At 46.8% G+C, this 26,598-nt stretch carries 23 protein-coding genes; 10 read left to right on the top strand and 13 right to left on the bottom strand.

Features of this window, described 5'->3' with window-relative positions; all coding sequences use genetic code 11:
• Nucleotides 1–1,438 precede the first annotated feature (1,438 nt).
• The 3 genes from RJ60_RS12555 to RJ60_RS12545 all read left to right on the top strand — a co-directional run bounded on the left by RJ60_RS12555 (nt 1,439) and on the right by RJ60_RS12545 (nt 5,293).
• Nucleotides 1,439–2,653: a pyridoxal phosphate-dependent aminotransferase gene (locus RJ60_RS12555; RefSeq protein WP_103134917.1), complete on the top strand. Its 1,215-nt coding sequence runs from the start codon at nt 1,439–1,441 to the stop codon at nt 2,651–2,653.
• 431 nt (nt 2,654–3,084) lie between these two features.
• Nucleotides 3,085–3,951, top strand: coding sequence for an alpha/beta fold hydrolase (locus RJ60_RS12550; protein ID WP_103134911.1), 867 nt, complete (start codon nt 3,085–3,087; stop codon nt 3,949–3,951).
• Between the two features lie 448 nt (nt 3,952–4,399).
• On the top strand, nt 4,400–5,293 hold the full coding sequence (locus RJ60_RS12545; protein WP_099828512.1) for an EamA family transporter: 894 nt from the start codon (nt 4,400–4,402) through the stop codon (nt 5,291–5,293).
• Between the two features lie 61 nt (nt 5,294–5,354).
• Here RJ60_RS12545 and RJ60_RS12540 read toward each other — a convergent pair whose 3' ends face one another.
• The 10 genes from RJ60_RS12540 to xylB all read right to left on the bottom strand — a co-directional run bounded on the left by RJ60_RS12540 (nt 5,355) and on the right by xylB (nt 16,960).
• Nucleotides 5,355–6,320 carry an ABC transporter ATP-binding protein gene (locus RJ60_RS12540; protein WP_103134910.1) on the bottom strand — a complete coding sequence of 322 codons (966 nt, stop codon included), beginning with the start codon at nt 6,318–6,320 and terminating at the stop codon, nt 5,355–5,357.
• Nucleotides 6,313–7,305 carry an ABC transporter ATP-binding protein gene (locus RJ60_RS12535; protein ID WP_103134909.1) on the bottom strand — a complete coding sequence of 331 codons (993 nt, stop codon included), beginning with the start codon at nt 7,303–7,305 and terminating at the stop codon, nt 6,313–6,315. Before RJ60_RS12535 ends, RJ60_RS12540 begins: the two co-directional genes overlap by 8 nt.
• A gap of 4 nt (nt 7,306–7,309) precedes the next feature.
• Nucleotides 7,310–8,182, bottom strand: a complete 873-nt coding sequence (gene nikC, locus RJ60_RS12530) for a nickel transporter permease (protein WP_103134908.1) — start codon at nt 8,180–8,182, stop codon at nt 7,310–7,312.
• A gap of 5 nt (nt 8,183–8,187) precedes the next feature.
• A complete protein-coding gene (locus RJ60_RS12525) occupies nt 8,188–9,198 on the bottom strand; it encodes an ABC transporter permease (RefSeq protein WP_103134907.1) in 1,011 nt (336 codons plus the stop codon).
• 75 nt (nt 9,199–9,273) lie between these two features.
• Nucleotides 9,274–10,845 carry an ABC transporter substrate-binding protein gene (locus RJ60_RS12520; RefSeq protein WP_103134906.1) on the bottom strand — a complete coding sequence of 524 codons (1,572 nt, stop codon included), beginning with the start codon at nt 10,843–10,845 and terminating at the stop codon, nt 9,274–9,276.
• A gap of 40 nt (nt 10,846–10,885) precedes the next feature.
• Nucleotides 10,886–11,920 (bottom strand): L-Ala-D/L-Glu epimerase, encoded by a 1,035-nt coding sequence (locus RJ60_RS12515; RefSeq protein ID WP_103134905.1) that lies wholly within the window; start codon nt 11,918–11,920, stop codon nt 10,886–10,888.
• A gap of 848 nt (nt 11,921–12,768) precedes the next feature.
• On the bottom strand, nt 12,769–13,497 hold the full coding sequence (locus RJ60_RS12510) for a GntR family transcriptional regulator (protein WP_099828505.1): 729 nt from the start codon (nt 13,495–13,497) through the stop codon (nt 12,769–12,771).
• Between the two features lie 11 nt (nt 13,498–13,508).
• Nucleotides 13,509–14,630 carry an exo-beta-N-acetylmuramidase NamZ domain-containing protein gene (locus tag RJ60_RS12505; protein WP_103134904.1) on the bottom strand — a complete coding sequence of 374 codons (1,122 nt, stop codon included), beginning with the start codon at nt 14,628–14,630 and terminating at the stop codon, nt 13,509–13,511.
• A 181-nt stretch (nt 14,631–14,811) separates the two neighbouring features.
• On the bottom strand, nt 14,812–15,456 hold the full coding sequence (locus tag RJ60_RS12500) for a class II aldolase/adducin family protein (RefSeq protein WP_099828503.1): 645 nt from the start codon (nt 15,454–15,456) through the stop codon (nt 14,812–14,814).
• Nucleotides 15,449–16,960 carry a xylulokinase gene (xylB, locus tag RJ60_RS12495; RefSeq protein ID WP_165775310.1) on the bottom strand — a complete coding sequence of 504 codons (1,512 nt, stop codon included), beginning with the start codon at nt 16,958–16,960 and terminating at the stop codon, nt 15,449–15,451. Before xylB ends, RJ60_RS12500 begins: the two co-directional genes overlap by 8 nt.
• A 515-nt stretch (nt 16,961–17,475) precedes the next feature.
• On the opposite strand from xylB, the gene RJ60_RS12490 reads away from it, so the two are divergent.
• From RJ60_RS12490 to RJ60_RS12470, 5 genes are read left to right on the top strand one after another with little or no spacing between them, the layout of a single operon-like run.
• Nucleotides 17,476–18,480: an autoinducer 2 ABC transporter substrate-binding protein gene (locus tag RJ60_RS12490; protein ID WP_099828501.1), complete on the top strand. Its 1,005-nt coding sequence runs from the start codon at nt 17,476–17,478 to the stop codon at nt 18,478–18,480.
• A 44-nt stretch (nt 18,481–18,524) separates the two neighbouring features.
• Nucleotides 18,525–20,015: a sugar ABC transporter ATP-binding protein gene (locus RJ60_RS12485; RefSeq protein WP_099828500.1), complete on the top strand. Its 1,491-nt coding sequence runs from the start codon at nt 18,525–18,527 to the stop codon at nt 20,013–20,015.
• A complete protein-coding gene (locus tag RJ60_RS12480) occupies nt 19,993–21,000 on the top strand; it encodes an ABC transporter permease (protein ID WP_099828499.1) in 1,008 nt (335 codons plus the stop codon). Before RJ60_RS12485 ends, RJ60_RS12480 begins: the two co-directional genes overlap by 23 nt.
• The gene (locus RJ60_RS12475; protein WP_103134903.1) at nt 20,987–21,979 is read left to right on the top strand and encodes an ABC transporter permease; all 993 of its coding nucleotides are present in this window, start codon (nt 20,987–20,989) and stop codon (nt 21,977–21,979) included. The genes RJ60_RS12480 and RJ60_RS12475 overlap by 14 nt, the downstream gene beginning before the upstream one ends.
• 24 nt (nt 21,980–22,003) lie before the next feature.
• A complete protein-coding gene (locus RJ60_RS12470) occupies nt 22,004–22,744 on the top strand; it encodes a DeoR/GlpR family DNA-binding transcription regulator (protein ID WP_099828497.1) in 741 nt (246 codons plus the stop codon).
• Nucleotides 22,745–23,188: 444 nt separating this feature from the next.
• Here the strand turns inward: RJ60_RS12470 and RJ60_RS12465 are convergent, their stop codons facing one another.
• The 3 genes from RJ60_RS12465 to RJ60_RS12455 all read right to left on the bottom strand — a co-directional run bounded on the left by RJ60_RS12465 (nt 23,189) and on the right by RJ60_RS12455 (nt 25,461).
• On the bottom strand, nt 23,189–23,614 hold the full coding sequence (locus RJ60_RS12465) for a hypothetical protein (RefSeq protein WP_258006317.1): 426 nt from the start codon (nt 23,612–23,614) through the stop codon (nt 23,189–23,191).
• 643 nt (nt 23,615–24,257) lie between these two features.
• On the bottom strand, nt 24,258–25,160 hold the full coding sequence (locus RJ60_RS12460) for an alpha/beta hydrolase (RefSeq protein ID WP_103134902.1): 903 nt from the start codon (nt 25,158–25,160) through the stop codon (nt 24,258–24,260).
• Nucleotides 25,161–25,179: 19 nt separating this feature from the next.
• A complete protein-coding gene (locus tag RJ60_RS12455; protein ID WP_099828495.1) occupies nt 25,180–25,461 on the bottom strand; it encodes an acylphosphatase in 282 nt (93 codons plus the stop codon).
• A 126-nt stretch (nt 25,462–25,587) separates the two neighbouring features.
• On the opposite strand from RJ60_RS12455, the gene RJ60_RS12450 reads away from it, so the two are divergent.
• Together RJ60_RS12450 and RJ60_RS12445 are read left to right on the top strand one after the other, a co-directional pair.
• Nucleotides 25,588–26,091, top strand: a complete 504-nt coding sequence (locus tag RJ60_RS12450) for an HPP family protein (RefSeq protein WP_165775308.1) — start codon at nt 25,588–25,590, stop codon at nt 26,089–26,091.
• A gap of 15 nt (nt 26,092–26,106) precedes the next feature.
• Nucleotides 26,107–26,583: a GNAT family N-acetyltransferase gene (locus tag RJ60_RS12445; RefSeq protein WP_103134901.1), complete on the top strand. Its 477-nt coding sequence runs from the start codon at nt 26,107–26,109 to the stop codon at nt 26,581–26,583.
• The last annotated feature ends 15 nt before the right edge of the window (nt 26,584–26,598 follow it).

Raw genomic sequence — 26,598 nt, 5'->3', positions numbered from 1 at the left:
AAATCTCCTTTGTACATTGGACGAAGATCCGCTGTAAGCTTAAGAACAAAGACCCGCTGAACGCTGTGAAGAGCCGTCCTTAGTCCTTCGTCCCAGATCATGGACCCGTCCTTGGGAAGAGCCTGAGGTCAGAGGCAAGAGGTCGGAAGAGCAGATCTTGAATCCCCAGTCTTTTCCTACTTCACGTCATCTTGGCATGATTCTGGCCAAGATCTCGATCCATCGCGAGAGAGGACATAAGATCAAGATAATCAAGAGCCTGACACAGCATATCTTGTTAAGGGAGGAAGAGCATCATATGATTTCTCACCAACTCTCTGACTTATGGAAATAATGAGCTCGAGAGGGGATTAAAGAACCCTTCAAGGCTTTTGGAGATCTCAGATCGTTACTTGGCCTCTTTGCTTTCCCCTTCTCTCTATTCTTTGGATAAATGGTTGAATTAAGAAGAACAGACCCTCGCTCTGGAAAAACAGGTTTTTTCCCTCAGCGACCAGAGAACCATTCAACGGCCAACCGATCTCGCCTTGCTCTTCCGATTCCCAACCTCGTCTCTCGTTTTCCCTGCAACTGCTCTTCACAGCGCCCAGCATGTTCTCTCAAGCGTTCAACGTCTCCTTCGCCCGAGAAGTCGGAACTGACCTGTGTTAGCAGACTGGCTCCTGAAGTTCCGCTGTACGCTTAAAAACAAGAACCCGCTGATCGCTGCTGAAGAATCGTTGAACCAATAAAAGCTTCCCCACGAAGCACGCATTGCGACCTGAACCGTTCTTGCCCAGCCCTGCGTCTGATGTTTTATTCCAGCATCACTTCTACTCTTGTTGATTTCGGAGGACGGTGGACCGTTGACGGTCAACATTGTGCTCAGCAGCGTTCAGCGAAAAGCGGCTCTTTCCCCGCGAAGCGGGGCTTGGGTCCACTGATGCTCTTCAGTGCATTACGTCCCACCGAAGGTGGCATCACTTCCGCTGATGCTTTTCGGCGCATAACTTCCCCGGACGTTTTTCCGGGCATCACTTCCTGAGCAGCATCACTTCCTCGCGCTGCGAGCCTCACTTCCTGCCGGAGGCAGCATTGCGACCTGGGTTGTTCTTCCCAGCCTTGCGTCTTATTCCGCTCTTTCCAACCCAAACCCGCGATCCCCGACAACGGCTTTCCGCAGTTTCGATTTCAATTACTAAATGATAAAATGAGGGCATTCTTGGTTTTCTTCAGTATTAGTATGCATTCTTATTGAGGAGAGCTTCGATAAATGTAACCGCAGATTTCCGCCAGAAGAGAAGCGTCATAGCAAAAGAAATCTGAACTTACTTGTACTGTTGGTTCTTTATTGAAGAGGATCTTGAGTGATTTCTATAAATGGGCAGATCGTTGAAGCATCGGGCGTCTGTGAGTGCACCGAGTGTGGAACGATATCTTATGGAAGGACGATGTGATGATGGATCAGTTAATAGAAAAGTTTTCAATGCTTGGTGTAGATAACGCTCCTGGACAGGAGACTCTTCAAGATGGCGAGGGGCTTCGACTGATAGGAGAGAAGATTACCGGAAGACCGGTTGATTTTTCCCATGGGGATGTCAATGCGTTTGAACCGATTCCGGGGTCACTAGATGCATTTGTAGAAGGCGTTCACTTGGGCGGTGAGCAAGCGTATACTGAGTACAAAGGAAGAGGCAACATACGAGAATGGTTGTCTGAAAAGCTTTCTGCTTTCACCAACACTACAATTTCTCCAGATACGCAACTCATTATTACACCGGGAACCCAGGGGGCGCTTTTTCTGGCAATGGGATCGTCAATTGGCCGTGGAGATAAGGTTGCAATAGTTGAGCCCGACTATTTCGCCAACAGAAAACTGGTGCAATTCTTCGATGGAGAAGTCATTCCAGTTGCATTGGATTTTCTGGAATCTGGTAGACGAGCCGGTTTGAATTTAGCCGAGCTTGAAGATGCTTTCAAAACTGGTGTTAGGGTCTTCTTGTTCTCCAATCCTAATAACCCGACCGGTGTCATTTATTCGTATGATGAGATTCGATCTATCGCTTTCCTTGCAAAGAAATATGATGTATCAGTTATCGCAGATCAACTGTATGCAAGACAGATATTCGATGGCAGAGTGTATACACATCTGTGTGCCCAAGACACGAAACCCGTCAGTCTAATCACAATCATCGGTCCATCCAAAACAGAGTCTTTAAGCGGCTATCGTTTGGGAGTTGCTTTTGGCTCCAAAAACATCATTGCACGAATGGAAAAACTACAGGCAATAGTCTCTCTGCGGGCCGGAGGATATTCTCAAGCGGTACTTACATCGTGGTTCAACGAACCAGAGGGATGGATGGAAGATCGAATAAGTGCACATCAAAGGATTCGAGATGATCTGGTGGCACTGCTTCACGGCGTGGAAGGTGTCAAAGTCAGAAAAACAGAAGCCGGTAGTTATCTTTTTGTGAGAATTCCCGAGTTGAGAGTCACCATGAGAGAGTTTGTGAAAATCCTAAGATTTCAAGCCGATGTTACGGTGACAATCGGAACGGAATTTGGCCCTCAGTTTACCAATAGTTTTCGGATCAATTTCTCTCAAGATCATCACTTTGCAGTGGAGGCAATTAAACGAACGGTACAGCTCATTGAAAGATACCGGAGAGAATAATGAGCGGTATTTGTTTAGCCAAGCTTCTCCCGGTTGCTCAGTAATGGTTATCGTTTGACGTCAAATCTGGATAAAGACAAGAAACAACCAGAGAATAGACTGATCTGGATTTGAAATCTATCCCAATACGGCCAAGTTCAGCACATCTATGAGCTAGATTAGATATAGGCCGCTGTAAGGGACCCGGATGCGATCTCGATGACCAAGATAGTTGACCCTTCGATGACACTTGAAAGTGTAGGCGACGAGACTGGGTAGGGTATTGAAAGGTTGCTTCCCTGATAGCTATAGACAGATACACTGCAAACAATCGAGTTCCGGGATTCATTCTTTGTGTGAAGCGTGGGAAGCGCACGATTCTGTCGAAGGAAAGAGATTGCAGTTATAGTTCCTGGAGTATAATCTGTTGTTTTTTTTATAGGGGGATTGAGATGAAAAACTCAGTTCTTGCCGTAATTGCTCTTCTATCGGCATCGCTTTTCGCTCAAGACGTTCCTGAATTGTATTCCGCTCCGGTTAAGAAAGTGCAGGTCGGCGATAAAAGAATGGCATACAAGGTCTTTGGAAAAGGTTCTCCTCTGTTGATGATCGCAGGATATGGTTCGCCCCTCGAGAGCTGGGACCCGTATGTTGTTTCTGCACTCTCAAAAGAGTTCACCGTGATAGTATTCGATAACAGAGGGATCGGAAGATCGACAACTTCTAATGCAACTCCTTCAATAGAGCTGTTTGCAAAAGATGCAGCCGATCTTGTCAGAACCATCGGTTTTGAAAAGGTCAGTGTGATGGGTTGGTCTATGGGAGGGTATATCGCGCAGGAGTTCGCTCTAAAATATCCCGAGTTGACAGGTAAACTCATCCTTCTCTCGACAAGCTGCGGAGGATCCGAGTCGATACCTCCTTCGGATGAGAAGATTTCTATGCTCCAGAACATGGGCGATCCTGAGGTGCTTTTGAAGGTTCTCTTCCTCACCGACTGGACCCTGGCTCATCTGGAGGTCGCTGCGAGATTTACGGGCTCCTCCAGTCAGGAAGAGAGTGGAGATCAAAGAGGAATTTCTGATCAGTACACTGCCGCTGGCAGCTGGAGCGGAACCTTCGAGAGACTGAAGTCGATCGAGTCAGAAACGATCATAATAACGGGAACGGACGATATTATTGTTCCCGCAAAGAACTCTCTGATCCTCGCAGAAGCGATAGAAAACTCATGGCTCGTGAGACTTAATAACGGAAGGCACGGAGCTATCTATCAGTTTCCGGAAAAGATCGCTGGTCTGTTGATTGCTTTTCTGAAGTAGTACGACCGTTCGCTGATTCCCATAGTTCGATTAAACAGTGGCCGGCTTGCTCTCTTCCATCAGAAGGCTGCATGGATGAATGCACTTCAACTTCTCAGAAGACGGTTACAACTGCCAGGCTTATCAGAGAGCTTCTCTTGTTGAAGGTTTATGTGTGTTGCTTTGTCCTTCAACCCCTGAGGCCAAAGCTTAACAGATAATATGTGCCACTTAATTGTCTCTTTTCAGTGAGAACTCTCAGTATTCTGTCTATGAGAAGCACCTTCAGCCTTATCTTGATATCCAGGACCTCGGATCGTCCAGCTGGATCCAGGTATTTCCGTGAACAGAGCTGCGTGAATAGCCCCTTCTTTTCACAAAAGTTTCTAAGCCGTATTGTTTTTCATCTTTTGTTGTCGGATAATTCGATCATTACTCCGTGCTTTGTTCGGACGCATGAGGTTGAGCTTTGAAGAGAAGTGGAGATGGAATGGCCATACTTGCGTACGTTCTAGTGAGTTTTTTCTGGGGATCTACTTATCTGGCGATAAAGATCGGCGTTGAAGGCATGCCGCCTATGTTCTTTGCCGGAGTGAGATTTCTCATTGCGGGCTCTATTATGCTGGTCTTCTCTGTCGTCCGAGGATACTCCTTTCCTTCGAGCAAGTCGGAGCTTTCTAGACTTTGGCTGGTTGGTCTTTTCATGCTTCTTGGTGGAAATGGACTCGTCGTCTATGCAGAACAGTGGGTTGATTCAGGCGTTGCTTCTCTCATAATGGCTACCATCCCGATCTTTGCCGGGGTATTGGAGCACTTTTTCATAAGAACGACACGGTTGACTTTGAAGGCGCTTTCGGGACTTCTGCTGGGTTTTTTCGGTGTCTACTTTCTTCTGGTTCCGGCCGAACACGGTATTTCTATCGACATCCCAGGAATACTTATGCTTCTCTCTGCCAGCTTCCTCTGGTCTACTGGAACGGTACTGTCAAAAACTTTCAAGGGGAACAGTTCGATAGTATCAAATATCGGGATTCAGATGTTTGCAGGTGGTGTGGGGCTTATGTTTGTCTCGGGCATAACTGGTGAATTTTCAAGAGTTAGGTTCTCGATGAACTCGCTTCTGGCAATTGCTTATCTCGTTGTTTTCGGGTCCCTGATTGCCTACAGCAGTTATATATATCTTCTTCAGAAGTGGCCGGCCACGAAGGCGGGTACTTATGCTTATATAAATCCACTGGTTGCCGTCTCACTAGGAGCCATCTTCCTTGATGAAAAGATCAACTTCCTCATGATTCTGGCAATGGGTGCGATTCTTCTCGGGGTACTCATAGTTCAGAAGTCAAAGATAAAAGTTGTCGGGTAGCACGGTTCCCTGCACAAAAAAGGCATGTCTTGAGAGACATGCCTTAAATCAGTCTCAAGAACTAGAGAGGATAGTGACACCTCACATGATGATCGGGTCCTATCTCCTTGAGAGCGGGGGCCTCTTTAGCGCAGCGTTCGTCTGCGAAGGGGCATCTGTTGTGGAACCTACAGCCGGAAGGGGGATTGATCGAACTGGGTATCTCCCCTTTCAACAAACGCTTTTCCCTTACGAACTTCGGATCCGGGACAGGGTTGGAAGCCATTAACAGATCAGTGTATGGGTGAGAGGGATGTTTGAAGATCGTATTCTTGTCTCCCATCTCAACTACTTCTCCGACATACATAACGGCCACTCTATCGGCGATGTAATCCACAAGGGATAGATTGTGTGTTATGAACATATACGTCAGGTTTTCTTGAACCTTTATTTCCTTCATCATCTTCAGAACCATTGCCTGAACTGAGACATCCAGTGCCGATGTAGGTTCGTCAAGGACGATGAACTTCGGTTTGAGAACCATGGCTCTCGCAAATGCAATCCTCTGTCTTTGCCCACCAGAGAATTCATGTGCGTATCTGTACATGTGATCGTCTATCAACCCTACTTCTTTAAGAACGGCCGCAATCCTGTCTCTTATTTCGACGTCGGTGATCTTGAAATGAATCTTCATCCCTTCCCCAATTATGTTCTTTATAAGCTTTCTGGGATGAAGAGAATTGTATGGATCCTGGAAAACGATCTGCATATTTCTTCTAACTTCGAGCAGGTCCCTGCCTTTGAGTCCAAGTATGTCCTTTCCTTCGAATTCTATTTCACCTGAAGTCGGTTCTATTAGTCTGAGAACGGTTCTTGCAAGAGTCGTCTTTCCCGAGCCAGACTCTCCGACCACGGCAAAGGTTGAGCCCGTTGGAATGTCCATATTCACGTCGTCTACTGCTCTAACAAAGAGCTTCTTCGAGAAGATGGACTTTTTCACCGGAAAGTAAGTCTTAAGTCCTCTTATTTTGATTAAGGTCTCAGGCATCTTCTCTCACCTCGCTCTTTCCTTCGAAGAGATAGCAGGCAACGTAATGATCGGGCTCGATCTCCACAAATGGTGGTCTTTCCACTTTGCAGATATCCATCGAGTGCGGACATCTCGGGTGGAATCGGCAACCGGAAGGAGGGTTCACCAGATCGGGAACAGTTCCCTTTATTGCCTTGAGTTCATCTGTTCTTCCTACTCTGGGCACGGCCTGTAGCAATCCGCCGGTATAAGGGTGCATTGGCTTCTCGAATAATCTCCCGGTTGAAGCGTACTCCACGGAGTTTCCGGCGTACATTACAAGTACTTTGTCACAGAATTCCGCTACGACTCCCATATCGTGTGTAATCAACATGACGGCGTTCCCCATCTTCCTGGCCAGCTCATCGAGCAGTTCGAGAATCTGAGCCTGAATGGTAACATCCAGAGCTGATGTTGGTTCATCGGCTATTAACAGTTTTGGATGACTTGCAAGTCCCATGCCAATCATTACTCTCTGAGACATTCCACCGCTGAGCTCGTGTGGATAGCTGTTCATAACTCTTTCGGGATCAAGCCCGACAAGGCGTAGTATCTCTTTGACCTCGGGGTAGGTGTGCTTGATCTTGAGTTTCTTGGATTTCGCTATTGACTCACCGATCTGATAGCCTACCTTCATTACCGGGTTCAGCGATGAACGTGGTTCCTGGAATATCATAGACATTTCGGCGCCTCTTACCCGATTCATCTTCTCTTCGGTGAGTTCGACGAGATTCGTGCCATTGAAAATCACTTTTCCTTCCTGAATCTCACCGGGCTGTTCTATCAATCGCATTACTGCCAGAGATGTAACTGACTTCCCGCAACCGGTCTCCCCGACGACTCCCAGTCTCTCACCGGAATCCATCCAGAGGTCGACACCATTGAGTGCCTGGACGACTCCCCTGTATGTGTAGAAAGATACCTTCAGGTTGGATACGTCCAGTAGTTTTCCTTTCAGCTCCATAAGATTACCTCCTCAACCTTGGATCGAGCATGTCTCTTATTCCGTCACCGAGGAGGTTGAATCCCAGGACGACAAACGCGATGAATATTCCAGGGAAGGTGGATATCCACCACTGGTCTATCAGGTAATTCCTGCCGTCGGAAACCATGGCTCCCCATTCAGGCGTCGGGGGCTGAACTCCTAATCCGAGAAAGCCGAGACTTGCTGCGGTGAGGATTATCGTTCCCATCCTTAGGGTCAGCTGAACTAGAACGGGAGAGATGCACATCGGTAGAACGTGAAGGAACATTATCCTGAGATTGCCACCACCTGCCGCACGTATAGCTTCAATGTATGGCTGTGATTTGACTTTTGTTGCTTCTGCCCTAGATAGCCTCGCATAAGTTGTCCAAGTGACTACAGATATGGCAATTATCGTGTTTGTCAGATTTGGCCCCAACATAGCCGCAAAGGCCATGGCGAGCACCAGACTTGGAAAGGCTAGGAACATGTCGGTTATCCTCATGAGAACTTCGTCAACAATCCCTCCAAAGTAGCCTGCCGTGACACCCACTATGATACCGATCGATCCGCTGATCACCGAAACCAGGAATATGATCCACAGAGCGATTCTCGATCCGATAATTACCCTGCTGAAGATGTCCCTACCGAACTGATCTGTTCCGAAGAGATGCTGCCAGCTGGGAGCCTGGAGCTTGTTCTGTAGATTTTGCTGGACCGGATCGAATGGCGCGATCAGAGGCGCGAAGGCGGCCATGAGCAGGAATATCAGGATTATCACCGATCCGATCATCGTGAGGCGGCTCTTTCTCCAGAGAAAGACTGTATGCTTTAAATCATCCATGAATGGTTTAGATACTTTTACTGTCTTTTCCATCTAGATCACATCCTCATCCTTGGATCGAGAAGAGCATAGAGAATATCTACAATGAGATTCGCAATCGAGTAAATAAGTGCAATATACAAAGTACCGCCCATTACTGCGGGATAGTCAAGGAAGAGCATTCCGGTGGTAATGTATCTTCCGAGACCGGGCCAAGAAAAGACCGTTTCTGTAAGAACGGCTCCCTCTAACAAGCCTCCAAAGACGAGCCCGATTATCGTAACGGTTGGTATCAAAGAATTCCTCAGCGCGTGGCGATAAATGACTATGTTTTTCTTCAAACCCTTTGATTTTGCAGTTCTTATGTAGTCCTGTCGCAGTACGTCGAGCATACTGGCTCTCGTAATCCTTGCGATGGATGCCGTAGCGTTATAGCCCAGAACAAAAGCAGGAAGAAGAATGTGCATCAAGGCTTCCTTGAAAGTGTCCCACTGACCGGCGATAATCGAGTCTATCAGGTACATTCCCGTAACTCTCGGAGGTGGGTTGGTAAAAAAGCCCAGCCTTCCGCTTCCGGGAAGCCATCCCAGCTTGAAGTAGAAGACAAGCAGAAGAAGAAGTCCTATCCAGAATACCGGCATAGAGACACCCAGTATCGAAAAGACTCTCGAAAACTGGTCTATAGCTTTGTTACGGTGAACGGCCGACAATATTCCAAGAGTAATACCTAAAAAGATAGAGATGATTATCGCAACTAAGGCAAGCTCCATCGTGGCAGGGAAGTAGTTCATTATATCTTTCATGACGGGATTCGAGGTCTTCAAAGAAACGCCGAAATCACCTCTAACCGCGCCGGTAATGAAGTTGACAAATCTAATTGCAAGTGGTTGGTCATATCCAAGCTTCGCCTTCAATCTATCAACGGCCTCAGGCGGTGCGTTTCCCCCGAGAATAGCCCCAACCGGGTCGGCGGGTATTACATTTGCTATAAAGAAGACAATACAGGCGACACCGAAAAGCACTATGACCATCAAGAATAGTCTTCTGAGTAAGAATTGTCCGAAGTTCATAGAATTACCCCCGCATCAATATCTGATTTTTCAGAAAGAATACGCCCCGTTCAAGAGAACGGGGCGGGGGACACATTACTTAGAAACCTTTGTGAAATCGAACAGCATTCCGTAGCCGAAAGCCGCTTCTTCAAAGTTCTTGACTTCTTTGCGAATTCCCCAGAACTCTACAGTCTGGTATAGCATCGCAAAAGGCCCATTATGGAACCAGTATTCTGTAAGATCCTTGTAAATTTGTTCACGCTTGTCTGGATTGGGTTCTATCTGACCCCATTCACAAAGTGTCGCTGCATAATCGTCGAACCATGCATTTCTCCACGCTAGCTGTTTTGCCCTGTAGTTTGCATGAGCCATTGCAAGGTTGTCCGGATCGGGATAGTCATTGCCCCAGCCGGCAATGATCATCTGATGACCCTGTGCACGATACTTGGCGTACATCTGAGAAGACTGCATTATTACTATATTGGCCTTTATTCCTGAAAGCGCCAGGTCGGCCTGGATCTTCTCGGCCTCTGCCTTTCTTGTGTCTGTGTTGCTTGTCAGCAGCTCAACTTCGAATCCATCAGGGTATCCTGCTTCGGCGAGAAGAGCCTTAGCTTTTTCGATATCCTGGTAGAATGGGTTTTCTTCCACATAGCCGAAGTAGCCCTTGTTTATGAACCCCTGTACTAGGAGAGCGTTATTGAGCATAATGTCTTCGACGATCTCTTCGTAATTGATCGAGAACCTTACGGCTTCTCTTACCTTAGGGTTCGCAAGGGGTCCCCAGGTAGCATTCATCGCGAGATACTCGTTTGAATGTCCCGGAACCTTGACTTCAACTATGTCGGGATTTCTCTTGGCCTCTTCAAGCAGCTGTGGCGTAAGATCCCAGGCAACATCGATGTCTCCTCTTTCAAGAAGAAGTCTCTGGTTAGATGCTTCGGGGATGTCTCTAATCATGATTCTCTTCAGAGGGGGCTGTTCGCCGTAGTAATTCGGATTGGCTTCAAGAAGGATAACGTTGTTTCTCTCCCACTGAACGAGAACGTATGGGCCTGCACCAGCGGAGTGATCTGTAAGCCATGCGCCACCAAGGTCTCCATCTACTTCGTGTTCAAGGACTACGTCTTTGTTGACGATACCTGTGAACATGTTGGATAGAATCCCGAGTGTGATGTTTTCTGCATAAGGAGCGTTCAAGGTTATGGACACAGTGTAATCGTCGATCTGCTTTATCTTCTCGTCCACGTTGTCCTTGTTTATGCCGAAGATATCGACCAAGAACCACGCAGAAACAGACTCGAGAACAACTGGTCTCTTCAGAGAGAAGAGAACATCCTCGGCTGTTAGGGCATCACCGTTGGAGAATTTGACTCCCTTCCTGATATTAAAGGTGTAGGTAAGTCCATCATCGGAAATCTCCCAGCTCTCGGCAATGTCTGGGACTGGAACGATGACGCCGTTAATTGCCTCTAGCTTAACTAATTGAGCATAGATGGCAGCGACGATTTTGTTCGGAAAGACCTCATAGGCAACGGCAGGATCCATGGTAATAAAAATACCGGTGTTCGCGCCTATTACAAGAGTGTCTTTTGGAGTTGCAGCAAATCCCATGGCTGCAACAAGAAGTACCATTAGTGAAATCAGTATGAAGCTTCGCTTCATTCTTGCACCTCCTTTTCCCACGTACAGGGTGATGACAAAATTAGAACAAAATAGGATACTGTCTATCTTTCTCCTGTCTGAATCCGACAGGATCGACATTCTTAAGCAATAAATGAGAATCCAAATCGTGATACGTGAATGCGCCGGTTCCAGCAGCGAAATGGACGCTTTGAGAGACTCCTACACCAGACTCGCTCATGCAGCCGATCATAAGACCTATACCCGCGCTGTTACACATCTCTACAATCGCAAGAGCGTCTGAGAGTCCCGACTTCATGAGTTTGATATTCACGTAATCAACTGCGCCTTCCTTTATGAGTCTCATAACGTCATACTTCGTCTTTGCGCTTTCATCTGCGCCAACAGGATACATGGAGCCCTGCCTGATTATTTTCAGCCCTTCGAAATCTTCGGCAGGCACCGGCTGCTCGAATATCCCCACGGGCACATCGTTTCTGTACATTGCATCTATGAATCTCAAAGCTTCTTTGGGTGTATAGCCTGTGTTTGCATCTATCACATACCTGACACCCTTGATCACATCGTTGACTGCCAGTACCCTGGCAATGTCGCTCTTAACATCTTCGCCGACCTTCATCTTGATAACTTTATGCCCCGCTTCGAAGATCTCCTTAGCGTCATGGACCGTCTCTTCCAGACTGCCTATGCTGACCGTCTTGTCGGTCTCGACGTAATCCTTCATTCCGCCAAGAATCTGATAGACAGGTGTAGAGATCAATCTGGAAAAGGCGTGAAGAGTGGCAAACTGAATGGCAGCTTTCAAACTGGGCGCCGTTCTCGAGAAGGCATCAAGTTTTGCAAAAACCCTTCTATAGTCACGAACATCGAGATCCTTTATCATCTCGAGAATCTCTTTCTGGAGCTGAAAAATGGCGGCTCCGCTCTCTCCATTAACTCTGAAAGACGAAGAAGATTCGCCCAGACCGATCGTTCCGTCCGACAGAACTAATTCAACTTCAATATTTACTTTGGAGCTGGAGACATTGTTTGCAATGTGAAAAGGTTTTACGAAGTCCCATTTCTTTTCGGTGAAACGCAGGTCCTTGATCTTCATCCTTTCCTCCCCAAATATGAAAGTACTATCCACTACCAAAAAGTATAGAAAACATCTATACAATAATACCTTAAATCACTACTTCATCAAAATGGATTGATAGACTCGGCTTTCTAATAATTAGTTATATCATACTTCGGGTAACGTCTGCAAAACATCAAATCAAGGCTTTTGTGATTTACTCATTAATGCTGCACCATACGCTTCCATCTATGTCATGATATTTGACGGCTAACCTAGCGCGGTTAGTTCAGAAGAACAAGAAAGAGCGTTCTCGTGGCAAAACAATCGCATAGACAAGACGCATTGCCGCCTTCGGCAGGAGGTGAGGCTCGCTGGCGCGAGGAAGTGATGCTGCTCAGGAAGTGATGCCCGGAAAAACGTCCGGGGAAGTGATGCGCCGAAAAGCATCAGCGGAAGTGATGCCACCTTCGGTGGGACGTATGCACTGAAGAGCATCAGTAGACCCAAGCTTCGCTTCGCGGGGAAAGAACCACTTCGCTGAGCGCTGAACGCTGCTGAGCACAACGTTGACCGTCAACGGTCCACCGTCCTCCGAAATCAACAAGAGTAGAAGTGATGCTGGAATAAAACATCAGACGCAGGACTGGGCAAGAACGGTTCAGGTCGCAATGCGCGCTTCGTGGGGAAGCTTTTATTGGTTCAACGTTGTCTTCGTCAGCGATCAGCGGGTTCAAGTTCTTAAGCGCGCAGCGGATCTTCGGGGCAGGGCTGCTCACTACATCCCTTCGCGACATCCTGCTTCAGGCCAGGATATCGTGCTTTTCGGAGCCTTGCGTCTTATTCCACTCCAACCCCCAACCGGTGTTACCCGTAACCTCGGTCATCTATATCCTTCTCACTATTTTAAACTTGCTTTTGTCTGCTCTGTACAATGAGATAACATACTCGATGCAGATATCACTCTTTGTGTACGTGAATCTCTTTCTCATTATTGCGCAGTCATCCAGTTCCTGACGAAGAAAACGGGCTTCTTCTTTCTTTAGCCTTGTGAGTTCCATTTCTTCTTCTGCATAAGAGATATTGATTCCGTACTCCTTTCTTAGGATTCCGTATAGAGACTCCTTTTCCATGTCTCTCTGTGTAATATTGAGCAAACGGATATCCGCTCCCACATTTAGATATGCTTCTTCAATTGCGTAGGGTTCTCCTTCGAGAAATCTAACTCTTTTCAGGAGCACGACCATTGCGTCTGCTGGGATATCGAAGAGCTCTACTGCATCTGCTGGGACTCTGACTAGTCTGTTCTCCAAAACTACAGACCGGGTCTCACTGCCGCGCTTTCTAGCCTCATCCGTGAATCCTGTGAGTATGGCAAGCTGCTCTTCGCGCTTAGATCCTGTGACGAAGGTCCCCTTCCCCTTAAGCCTTTCGATGAACCCCTCTCTTCTTAGCTCATCCATTGCTCTCCTGACAGTAAGTCTGCTTATGCTGTACTGTTGGCAAAGCTCCTTTTCCGTGGGAAGCTTATCGCCCTTCTGATACTTTCCGGAATTGAGGGATTCCTTCAAGTCAACGTACAACTTGTAGTATAGTGGAATCGGCGTTTCACCCATGATGGCCCCCTTCAATCACGATAATTCAGTTCACCGGGATAGAGGAGACAATCCTCAGCGAACTCTATGAACTCCATCCCTGACTGTTTCCATTGGCTGTAGTCAAGCTTTCCGGTTCTAATCTTCTGTGCGCTATTCGCAATGCCGATAAGATCATCTGAGCGGTCCATTATCTCAAATTGTTCATATTTTAGCAAATAATCCATCATCTTCAAAGTTATCACAAAGAAGTTGTCGTCATTTCTCGGAAAGAACTCTACCCCGCTGCAGCTGGCATTTGCGTACTTCCGGTAGAAGGGCATGAATTCACGGCTTCGTAATCTGAGATCGGGAAACTCTCTCTTCAGAAATGCTGCGAAATCCGATCCATTGATCCATGGAGCGCCTATCAAGATAAAGGGCTTGAATGTGCCGCGGCCTTCAGAGACGTTTGTGGTTTCAAAGAAGCAGGTTCCCGCGTAACCTAGAAGAGATTCGTAGGTCGGCACATTTGGTGAAGGCACATTCCACAAAAGAGACGTGGCATCGTAAGTTTCGCCGTTCCAACCTTCAAGCTTCACGACTTGCAGGTCGAGATCGAGTTTCATGAGCTTCTTGAAATATTGGGCAAGCTCTCCTGCCGTAAGTCCGTACTGGAGGGGCAGTCTATAGCCGCCAACAAAGGTCTGCAACTCGTCATCTATTCTGCTTCCGAAGACCCCTCTGCCCAGCGGGTTCGGCCTGTCAAGAATTACGTACTGAATTCCGGCTTCCGCCGCTGATTCCATTGTATAGGCGAGAGTATAGATGAATGTGTAGAATCTCAGGCCAACATCCTGAATGTCGTATACGACTACATCAAGCCCTTCGAGATCTTCCTGCAAAGGTTTGCGCTTATCCCCGTATAGACTTACCACAGGAATGCCGTATTTTGGATGGAGATCGTCGTTTACATGCGCCCCGTCGGCTACTCCTCCAAGTCCGTGTTCAGGGGTGAAGATCTTTTTCACATTGAGTTTGCTTTCGAACATGAGGTCAATTCCCCACTTCAGATCTGAGTCAACGAATGAGTAGTTCGTGACGAGACCGATCGCCTTGTTTCTTAGATCTTTGAAACCTCCTTTCCGCAAGACATCTATTCCCAGCGAAACCATACTATAACCCCCTCCAGGTAATGTATACTTATCAATCACAATCATGCCATATTGTCATATCATTTTCCCACTCGTGGAGAGTCTTTGACAAGTATCGGTTGGAATTGACAACGGAAAAGAAAAGAGCCGACATCGGTCGGCTCTTAGCGGTTGGTCGATCGGTGGTAAGGGTTTTTAGGATTCATTTCTGTCCGTAGTGATTCTTTACGAAGTCCTGCATCTTAAGACACTCCTCGTGAGAAATTACCTGAGGAGTTCCTATGATTGTTGCCATGATAATCGTTTTTGCCGACTTCTCAAGTACCTCGGCCACCTTGAAAGCATCGCTCAGGTTGCTACCAACGCAGACTGCTCCGTGGTTCGCGAGAAGCACTGCATTACTGTTTCCGAGAGCCTCCACAACGTTAATGGCCAATTCCTCAGTCCCGGGAAGCGCATACTTTGCACACTTGACGCCTTCTCCGATTATCTGTACGAGTTCCTCCGAAACTGCGGGCACATCTTTTCTTGCTATGGCGAATGCCGTTGAGTACTGAGGATGAGTGTGAATCACCGCCCCAACATCTGACCGGTGTTTGTAGATCATCCTGTGCAGCGCATGCTCTATACTTGGCTTTCGCTTGCTGTCAATAGTATTGCCTTCCATATCTGCCATCACAATATCATCGATCTTCAAGCAGCCATAGCTCATCCCGCTCGGAGTTATTAGGAAGGTTTCATCATTCACTTTAACGCTTATGTTTCCCCATGTTCCAACAGTCATACCCCGATCTTCCATTTTCTTACAGGCATCCAGCACCAGTCCTGCAAATTCATCTTTATTCATCCGCATACGCCTCCAATTCTGCCATCATTGAACGTGTTCTATCGTAGATTCTCTTGTATATACCAAATAAGTTGTCGTATTTTTCTGCTCTAGCGGGATCGGGATCGACCCTCTCGACACGCCTTATGAGATGGGCCGCCTCTAGGGGGTCGCGTATCTCCTTTGTTGCAAGAAGGGCGAGTATTAGGTTTCCTATAGAGCCTGTGTCCTGGGTCTCGAGCGTCATGACTTTCTTTCCGTAGACATCGGACTGGATCCTTCTCCAAACAGGGCTCTTGCTTCCTCCGCCCATGACATTCACGCTGTCGAAACTCACACCCAGCTCTTCAACGACCTTCATGCAATCCTTTATTGAAAAGGAGACCCCTTCCATGATTGCCCGAACCATGTGGGCTTTGGAATGCTTGATTGTAAGTCCGAAGAAAACACCGCGAGCCTTTGAGTCCCAGAGAGGCGTTCTCTCTCCCATAAGATAGGGGAGGAAGACCAGCCCCTCGGATCCGAGAGAAACCTTTTCGGCCATCGAAGAGTATTCGTCGAAGACTTCGTTGCTTCTTTCTTTGTCGAATGTGTTTCTGAACCACGTTAAGCTGGAAGCGGCGGTTTGAGTTATTCCAAGAATGTCCCAGTAGCCTTCCAGGGGATAGCTCCAGCACATAACTCTCTTTTTTGGGTCGATAACGGGTGTAGATGTACATGCCGCCACAACTCCGGCAGTGCCAACTATGCAGGATACCTCGCCTTCGCCGAGAAGGCCGGAGCCTAATTCGGCCACAGAGTGGTCTGAGCCTCCGTTGACAACTGGAGTTCCTTCCAGCAGACCAGTTTCCTTCCCTGCCCTTTCGGTTATGTGGCCCATTATTCTTGCCGAAGGCATTACATCGGAAAGAAGATGGCCGTCCAAGCCTATCAGGTCAAGGGCTTCGGGGCTCCATTTGTTGGTTCTTATGTCGAAAACTGCTGTCCCGGACGCGTCGGATGGATCAGTGATTTTGTTGCCGGTCAGCAGGTACTTTATGTAATCCTTGGCGATCATTATCGACTTCGTTTTCGCGAAGACTTGTGGTCTGTGTTTTTTCACCCAGCAAATCTGCGGTGCTGCATATGTAGTCGTTGGAAAGTTCCATGTGAGTTCGAAGAGCCTATCTGCCCTTCCATCTTTGTTCCATTGCTCTATTATTTCGCTGCTTCTCTGATCGAGCCAGGTAATCGAAGGGCCTATAGGATTATCTTCAGAGTCGAGATAGACGTGAGTGTGCATCTGACCGCAGATCGAAATCGCATTTACAAGTTTGGGAAGGCAGGCGTCATGAGACTTGAGCTCCTTTATACAATCGATAATCCCCTTCCACCAGAGCGCAGGGTCCTGCTCGGCCTGTCCCGGTAGTTCAGAAATTATAGGATACTCGGCATAAGCAGATCGCTGAATCTCACCACTCATGGAGACAAGAGTGACTTTGACTCCCATTGTTCCTAGATCGATGGACAGAATCCCTTCCTTCATTACTGCCTCCTGATATTCCATCTGCACTTGTGGACAACACTTTTGCTGATTAACAGTGTGAGTAAAGTGGATCAACAAAGTGATTACTTCATATCGCCTACACTTATTAAGCTTACCAAAAAGATTCAAGCAATGTGAAATCGGATTAGAGACAAGTAACGGGAGACTCTTGCGATTACAACTGCTCTGGGTCAAAAACGTGCGTCAATCGCTATTCCACAAAGGGCTTTAGAAGGGACTTGAGTTACAGGAGTTCGGACTCTCTAATCATCATAAAACTCATTATTCTTCTCAAAGAGGAACCACGGCCGATATCATACAAGAATCGAGACTATCAAAGCTTAAATGTCATTCATCAGCCGTAAGTCTCAATAATCAGATTCCTTCGGGTATGGATTTGAAAGAATGAATTGATAAAATGAGTTTGATCACAAGTTATCAGGTTAGTGTTTTAAGTAGTTTTCTATGGTTTTTTGATGGGCCGGCCTACCGGTCACATAGAAGGAGGGATGCGAATGAACAAGAAATTTCTGATGCTCCTGCTCTGTGTCTTGTTTACAGTTGCTGTCTTAGCAGCCAACTATGAAATCGCCGTTGTTGTTAAGATCGGTGGAATTCCCTGGTTCAACAGAATGGAAGTCGGTGTCAAAGATGCCGCTTCAGAACTCGGGGTGAACGCTTACCAGATAGGTCCTTCAGATGCAGATCCTGCTCAGCAGGTGAAGATTGTTGAAGACCTTATTGCCAAGGGCGTCGATGCAATCTGTGTAGTACCTAATGATGCTAAGGCTCTTGAACCTGTCTTCGAGAAGGCAAGAGCGAACGGCATCATTATCATCACTCACGAGTCGCCAGAGCAGAAGGGTGGCGACTGGGACGTTGAAACGATAGACAACGTCAAGTTCGGAGAGGCGAACTTCGAAAAGCTCGCGCAGCTGATGGGCGGAGAAGGAGAGTTTGCGGTATTTGTCGGCGGGCTTACAGTTCCGCTTCACAACTTCTGGGCAGATGTAGGCCTTGCATATGTTGCAGAGAAGTATCCGAACATGAAGTTGGTGACCGAGAGGATTCCGTGTGGCGAAAGTGTGGAGCTTTCCTATCAGAAGACACTCGAGCTTCTCAATGCTTACCCGAACTTGAAGGGCATAGTCGGGTTCGGCTCTCTAGGCCCGATCGGTGCCTCTCAGGCTCTCAACGCAAGGAACATGAAGGGAAAGGTTCAGATTGTAGGTACGGTAATTCCGAGTCACGCTGACCCTTACCTGAAGCAGGGTTTGATGCAGTGGGGTTACCTGTGGGATCCGAAGGATGCCGGATTTGCACAGGTTTATCTTGCGAAAACACTGCTGGACGCAAAGAATGCTCTTGCAGAGGCCGGAGTTCCGGAAGGTATTGTGCCGGTGGTCGTCGATGGCTTTGAGATACCCGGTCTTGGAAAGGCAACTCTCGAAGGAAACATAGTCAAATTTGACGCGCAAATCGATATAACTGCTGAAAACGCCCTTTCTTACGGGTTCTGATTTCGAGAGGGGGTCCGCCCCCCTCTCTTTCCGGTGATGTAATTATGGCTGAGAAGTTGTTGGAGATGAAGAATATCTCGAAGAGATTCGGAGGTGTACTTGCCCTCGATTCAGTCGATTTCGAAATGGAGAAGGGAGAGGTCCACTGCCTGGTTGGTGAGAACGGTTCGGGCAAAAGTACCCTGATAAAGATCATCTCGGGTATTCACTCGCCCGATCCCGGCGGCGAGATATATGTTGACGGCAGGAGAATAAGTCACCAGAAGTCTTCAAATAGCGTAAGGGAAGGTATTCAGGTAATATATCAGGATTTGTCGCTCTTCCCGAATTTGACTGTGGCCGAGAACATCGCCATCTCTTCCAGAGTGGAGACCGGAAGCCGTCTAATGAACTGGAAAGAGACCGAAAAAGAGGCCGTCAGAACCATGAAGAAGATCGGAGTTTCTCTTGATACTCGAAGGGAAGTCAGCCAGCTATCCATTGCAGAAAGACAAATAGTTGCTATCTGCAGGGCAATAAACGCGAATGCACGGCTGGTGATTATGGATGAGCCGACAGCTTCTCTCAGCAAGAATGAAGTTCAGTCTCTCATTAAAGTGATCAACGAGCTTCAGAACAGAGAGATAGCCACGCTTTTCGTCAGCCACAAACTTGATGAAATAATGGCTGTGGCCCAACGAGTTACGGTTCTTCGCGACGGAAAGAAAGTCGGAGTGTTTGACGCTTCGGAGCTTACAAGACAGAAACTCTCATATCTCATGACGGGAAAAGAGTTCGAATACTCGAAGCTTCCTCCATATTCTGGCGATGAAGTCGTTCTTGAAGTGAGAAAGCTTTCCAGAACCGACAACTACAAAGACATTGATCTAAAGGTTCACAAGGGAGAGATAGTCTGTATTACAGGGTTGATGGGTTCAGGCAGAACCGAGTTCGTTCTCTCTCTATTCGGAATGAATCCTCCCGACGACGGAGAGATCTTGTTAGAAGGGAAGAGAATCAACCCTCGAAGTGCCCTGGCCGCTATGAGAGCTGGGATTGCATATGTGCCCGAGGATCGATTGCAACATGGTCTCGTTATGGAACAGTCAGTAAGCAAGAACATTGTGCTTACGTTTCTGAAGAGAATACTGTCGAAAATCAGGCTCTTGAGCAAGGTCAAGGAGAGAACAGAAGTGAGGCGTTGGGTCGATGAACTTTCGATAAAGATTCCGTCTGTTGATTCTCCCGTGAATACTCTTTCCGGCGGCAACCAGCAGAGAGTTGTAATCGCCAAGTGGCTTGCAATAAACCCGAAGGTGTTGATCCTTGATTCGCCGACGGTGGGAATCGATGTTGCCGCAAAAGACAGCATATATAAGATAGTAAGAGAACTGGCGGCAGAAGGCATTTCTATTATCATGATCACCGATGAAGCTGAAGAAGCCATATACCATTCAAATACGACGTACATAATGAGTGCGGGCAGAATAGTCGGTAAGTATAATTCCAGCGAGCTTACGGAGAAAGAGCTGTATGAGAAGATCAACGGACAGTAATTCAGTATTGAGAAAGGCATTCGGCAAGAGCGAATTCTACCTCTTGCTTGTGATAGTCGTAGTGTCTCTGTTTTTCACTATTATGAAGCCAAGCTTCCTGACCTTCACCAATATTTACGGCATGGTGGAAAGCAATTCTTTCCTTGCAATTATGGCTGCGGGTGTGCTCGTTGTCCTAATCTCTGGAGGGATTGACATTTCTTTCACTGCCATCGCTACTGTTGCGCAGTATGTAATGGCTACTATCGTTATACATTGGGGCGGAAATATGTTCCTGGCCTTTGCTATAGGAGGGGTTGTAGGAATTGCTCTGGGTTTTATCAACGCTTTACTGATTTATTTCCTCAAAACTCCGCCAATAATAGTGACGATCGCAACCATGAACCTGTTCTACGGCCTTCTGATATTTATAAGCGGCGGTACCTGGATTTACGGCTTCCCAATGTGGTTCATGGAGAGGAATCTCGTCAGATTCGGAGACAACCCGGGAATTACTATACCGATTCTAGTTCTTGTTATTTCCTTCATTCTTACGTGGCTGATACTTAAGCACACGGCTCTGGGAAGAAACATATACGCCGTGGGCGGAAATCAAGAAGCCGCAAGACGTGTGGGCATAAGCGTTCTCAAGACGCAGCTTTTCGTCTATTGTTACATGGGCTTTCTAGCAGGCATAGCTTCTACGGTCCAGGCGAATATGATGCTCACTGTAGCTCCCAATGCTCTTATGGGAAGAGAGCTCGAAGTCCTGGCTGCGGTGGTGCTCGGAGGTGCGAGTTTGGCCGGAGGTACTGGGAGCATCCTCGGAACGATTCTGGGATTTGGTCTAATAGTAATTGTTCAGAACGGGTTGACGCTGTTGGGAATCTCTTCTTATTGGCACAAGGTCTTCGTTGGGGCCATAATTGTCATTAGCGTAGGAATAACAGCATACCAGAGGAAACTGCGCGAAAGAAAAGGGGCGATAATCAATGTCGAAGAGTGATACTAAGAGAGGAATACTGTCGAAGAACTCAGAGATTTTCTCCCTGGGAGTAATACTTGCGATTCTCGTCTTGCTGTTTTCACTCGCTCTCCCCGGCAAGTTCCTCAGACCAAGCAATCTTCAGTCTATGGCCTTCCAGCTTCCCGAACTGGGAGTGCTTGCCTTCGCGATGATGATAACTATGCTTACGGGTGGGATAAACCTCTCCATAATAAGCTCGGCGAATCTCTCGGGAATAATCATGGCAATGATTCTGACAAGGAATGTGACTCCCAACATGGGAGGGAGTGAATTGGGCTGGATAGTGTTTCTGGCGATTCTCGCAGGAATGTCCATTTCGCTGATAGTGGGTCTTGCGAACGGAGTGATAATAGCATATATAGGGATCTCTCCGATTCTTGCGACACTTGGTACGATGACGCTTCTAGAAGGAATAAGCCTCGTAATAACAAGGGGGTACGTGATTTCGGGCCTCCCCAGGAGTCTTCTGGTAATCGGCAACGGTACATTTCTGGGAGTCCCCGTTCCTATGTTCATTCTGATAGCGGTCGCGATAGCAGTGGCGATTTTGCTTAACAAGACTCGTCTGGGTCTATCCACTTACATGATTGGTTCGAACATCAAGGCGACCAGTTTCTCTGGGATAAACACGAACAAAGTGATTATTCTCGTATACATGATATCTGGTCTTCTTGCAGGTATCGCATCACTGATAATGATAGCCAGATTCAATTCCGCAAAAGCCGGTTATGGTTCTTCATATCTTCTAGTTACCGTGTTAGTTTCAGTTCTGGGTGGAATCAATCCAAATGGTGGATTTGGAAAGGTGTCCGGTGTTTTCCTTGGGTTGGTCTTGTTGCAAGTGATCTCAAGCGGCCTGAACCTTCTTGGGATAAGTCAGTTTCTCACGCTGGCGCTTTGGGGTGCACTCCTCCTTGGTGTAGAGGCTCTAAGATTAGCCAGGAGGAGAGTCAGATAAAACAGATATGCTGGAGTTGAGCAAATGGCTTTGAAGAAAGAAGACAGAAGACAAAACATTCTCAGCGTTCTTTCTGAAAGAGAATCGATCAATACTCAAGAACTTGCATCCCTAATGGATGTTTCTCTCGTCACGCTGAGAAGAGACTTGAGAGATCTGCAGAAATCCGGCCTCCTTATCAACGGATACGGAGTCGTAAGAGCGGTGAATCAAGAAACAGATCCCAACAGCTTCTTCTTGAGAAGACTCAGAGTAGAGAGAGAGTCAAAGGAGATAATAGCCTCAAAAGCTATAGAGTATGTTGAAGAAAACGATGTCCTCTTCATAGATGAAAGCACCACATGCTACGTTTTTGCTTTGAAGCTATCCAGGGCTTTCAATAAACTGCACATAATCACGAATGGAATCAACATCCTGCTTGCCCTATCGAAAATACAGGGGTTTTCAGTTGAATCGAGCGGCGGAAGCCTACAGTATGGATTTGATTCGCTCATCGGACCTAGAGCCGAAAGTCTCGTGAGCTCCATATATGCAAACAAGTTCTTCTTTTCGGCAGCCTCGTTCAGAAGCAAGATAGGTACCTTCGAACTCAGTCCGTTTTCTGCTAGTATAAAGAGAAAAATGCTTCTCAACTCGAGTGAGAGAATACTTCTAATAGACAGGAGCAAATTCGATGTTATTGCTCCCTTCAAGATGGCTGAAGTTGGCGAAATAAACAGAGTCATCACTGAAGAGAAAGATTTTATACCTTCACTTCATAGTTGAGAAATCTTCCTGGAAGTCGATAAGACGAATGGCAAGAGCCGGTTATCGCTGACACAAGATGTATTGCCGCCTTCGGCGGGGCGCAAGGTTGGCTGCCCCAGAAAGTGATGCTGGAATAAAACATCAGACGCAAGGCTAGCGAAGATCACGCTAGGTCGCAGTGCTCGCTTCGCGGGGAAAGAGACGCTTTTCGCTGAACGCTGCTGAGCACAACGTTGACCGTCAACGGTCCATCGTCCTCCGAATCGGAATGCCGGCGAAGATTGTTCAGGGACGCAATGCCCACTTCGTCTGGGAAGCTTTTGCTGGGTTCAACGTTGTTTTTAGCAGCGATCAGCTTTGAGGAGACATCCTTGGTCCATCGTCCCAGATCATGAACCCGTCCACCGAAAGGATCAATCGAGAAAGAGCATTGTCGAGAGCTTCACTGCGAGAGTGCAGGGTTCATAGCGTAACGAACCTTACGGTGACGGGTTCGTTGTCGAAGCACCATTTGCCGGCTCTTTCAACGAGCCTCCCCTGATTCTCAGGAATCTTGGAGGCTTCTTCAAGAGCTTTTTTCATGGCCTCGATAGCTCTCGTCTCGTTACCTTCAAAGCTAAGGCCGAGTTTGTTCGCTACCAGACCGTATCTGTAGGTACCGGGCTGACCTGGAGTTGCGATAGAGAGCATCGGTCCGCCGGCTCCTCCTAGGATCTCGTCAACGATATACTGCTTGTTGATCAGATCATTGAGAGCATACCTGAACTCGTTGATAGCCATTACGTTGAAGAAGTCTTTTCCATTAACCTCTCCCACATAAGGAGCTTCGTTCGGGTATGGATTGACGAAAAGAGTATAAGTCAGCGACGGAACGGAGTAGATATCCATTTTTCTCGAGTTGCCTGATCCATTCCCATCAGGGTTGGGCCGGGAACTCCTTCCATGAAAATATCCGTTAGTCCTTCGGCGACTGCCCTCAGACCTAGTTCTTGAGACATCTTAACGTTGAAGTAGATGATATCAGATATTGGTCCCTTCTCAGTAGGAAAATACTGCCACCAAAAACTAGTGCAGTTACGAGAAGAAACAAGGTAAGTCTCTTACGCAATTTCTTTCGCCCCCTTTTTGATTTAGTTCTGTGACATTGCACAGAACGTCTAATTAGTACGTATAGTGTAGAATAATTTTTTTTGGTGCACTATTATCATCTCAATGGCAATTATTATAAAAACACATAGTAATACACAACAGTATTTTGCAATAATTAGAACATATATCAAAGTATTACAAAGTCCAACATAATAATTCTAAGAGTGCCAAGTTAAGGTATTCAATGATTAAGAAGTATGAGAAGTGATTATCCATAAAGTGCAGCTAATTTCAAAGTTATAAGGCCCTTTGACTGCTAATATGACAAACATAGGCACATAAATACGAAAAAGTACGGTAAGGAGATTAGATTCTCAAGTCTGAAGTGCGATTTGTTGGATATTTTATTTAATATGATAAATGATAAGGAGAGTGTAATCTTTCATAGGAGCTTATGCTTGCGAAGGAAGCTTTCAACTTCTTTTTCATATGTGATCGGATCGGTTGGGAGAGACGCTGCATGAGCAGCTCCGGGAACTACTAGAAGATGGTTTTTCGAATTGTTTTCTCTGTACATCTTTTCGCTCATATAGGTTGGAACGTAATGGTCTTCAGCTCCGTGCGCGAACATCACTGGAACTGACGACTCTCTTACGGATTTTATTGGGCTTACTTCTTTTAGATTCGCGCCAGTCAGGAGTTTTGCAAAGAATCGAGCCAGCCAAATGAATGGAATCGAGGGAAGGTGAAAGTCCTCACGCAACCTTACCGACAGCAATTCTTCGAGGTCAGAAAAACCGCAGTCGGCGACGCAGAAATCGATCTCGTTATCAAGAGAAAGGTATTGAAGAGCTATTGCGGCACCCATCGATTCTCCGTGTAGGCCGATTCGAGTATTCGCCCCAAGTCTTTCCAGAACCCATTTCTTTACAGCGGCAAGATCATGCTTCTCGTAGAAGCCTAGAGTCGTATTCGTACCTCCGCTTTTTCCGTGATTCCTGTGGTCATATACGATGATGTTGTAGCCCAGCTTGTGAAAAACCTTTGCATACTTTATGGAACCGAAAAGTGAATAAGTGATGCCGTGACAGATAATTACGGTTCTTTCGGAATTGTCGTTCGGAATCAGAAACCCGTGGAGTTTGTATCCATAAGGAGAATCAACCCAAATCTCTTCCTTTTCGACCTCTTCGAACCAATCTGGATCCATTCTGCCATTCTCGACTTCGATGCGGTAGGTCTCTTCGTAAGGGATCTGTCTGGGTTTTATGACCCTATTTGAGAGAACAAATCCCACAATGACCAGAAATGCTACAGCAACTAGAATTATTATGGCAATTATCATTTTTTCCCTCCATATGGAACTACCTCTTTTCGAAGCCCCTGAATTCCAGCTCTTGAGAGGGCTGTTCGATTATTCTGGTGATCTTTCCTCCGGAAAGCCTTACGGGAAGAGATCCCTTTTTCACTTTTCTCAAGAACAATGCAAGTTCAGTCTCATTGCCTCTAGCGACAATTCTTACGGACCCATCTTCCAGGTTTTCTACATACCCGGTGATTCTGTGTTTTTCTGCAAGCCGCCTCACGAAGTTTCTCATTCCAACTCTCTGAACTCTCCCTTCGAGAGTAACTTCAACCGTTCTCACACTACGACTTGACCTCCCTATGGTTTAGAATATTCCTATCTCTTCATAGGAAGATTCTATCAGTTGATGGTACCTAAATCTTTCTTTTGAGAGATGCAGTTATTTCTTGGCGAATCAGGAGGTAAGATGATAACACTAGATTCCAAGTTCCGACAATATCCTCTTAAGTACGTTTTCCAGACTTTGCTCACGATCATTTCGGTCTTCGTGATTCTGCTCTTTATTGATGCGCTCTCTGAAGCAGTTGTTGTTGCTTCGTTTGGGGCATCGACATTCATTGTCTTTGCGATGCCAAATCTCAGGGCATCCAGCGCAAGGTACGTTCTGGGAGGCAACGCAATCGGTCTGCTGGTAGCTTTTGGAGTTCATGTTTTGGATCTGCTGACTAAACATACTAATATTCAGTGGTCTGATAACATCTCATTCGCCTTCATGGGATCTTTGGCGATAGGTCTAACTATGTTTGCCATGGTGATAACCGATTCAGAGCATCCACCGGCTGCCGGACTTGCATTGGGGTTGACTCTTGACGGTTTCAGTGTTAGAACTGCAACTATAACCATTCTTGGGATAATCATCGTCTTTTCGGTAAAAGAACTCTTGAAGAAACACTTGCTGGATCTTGTCTAGGAAGGAGGTAACTGAATGATAAGACTGGAAAAGATGAAGCCCGATGAGTTCGAGGTCTATAGCGAAGGATTGGTAAGAAACTATGCGATAGAGAATGTCAAATCGGGAAGATGGGAAGAGAAGGACGCGCTCGAGAAATCGAGAAGAGAAATCGATTCATTGCTTACCGACGGGCTTAACACAGAGAATCATGAACTCCTGAGCCTTATAGATAGGGAGACAGGCAAGAAGATAGGTTATCTCTGGCTGCATGTTTTCTCCGCTACGGAAAATAAGGGATTCATCTATGATTTCGTGATCGACAAAGAATTCAGAGGAAAAGGTTACGGAAAGCTGAGCCTCGAAGCGCTTGAAGAATATGCCAGGGGGCTTGGAGTAGAACAGCTTTCGCTTCACGTCTTTGCTCATAACTCCGTGGCAGTATCGCTGTACGAGAAGATGGGATATGAAGTAACCAGTATGAATATGGCCAAGGCGATCGGTGATAACTAAAAAGAAAAAGAGAGG

It is taken from the genome of Mesotoga sp. B105.6.4, assembly GCF_002896535.1.
In the GTDB taxonomy this organism is placed as follows: domain Bacteria; phylum Thermotogota; class Thermotogae; order Petrotogales; family Kosmotogaceae; genus Mesotoga.
This window is presented reverse-complemented; position numbering and strand designations above follow the sequence as displayed.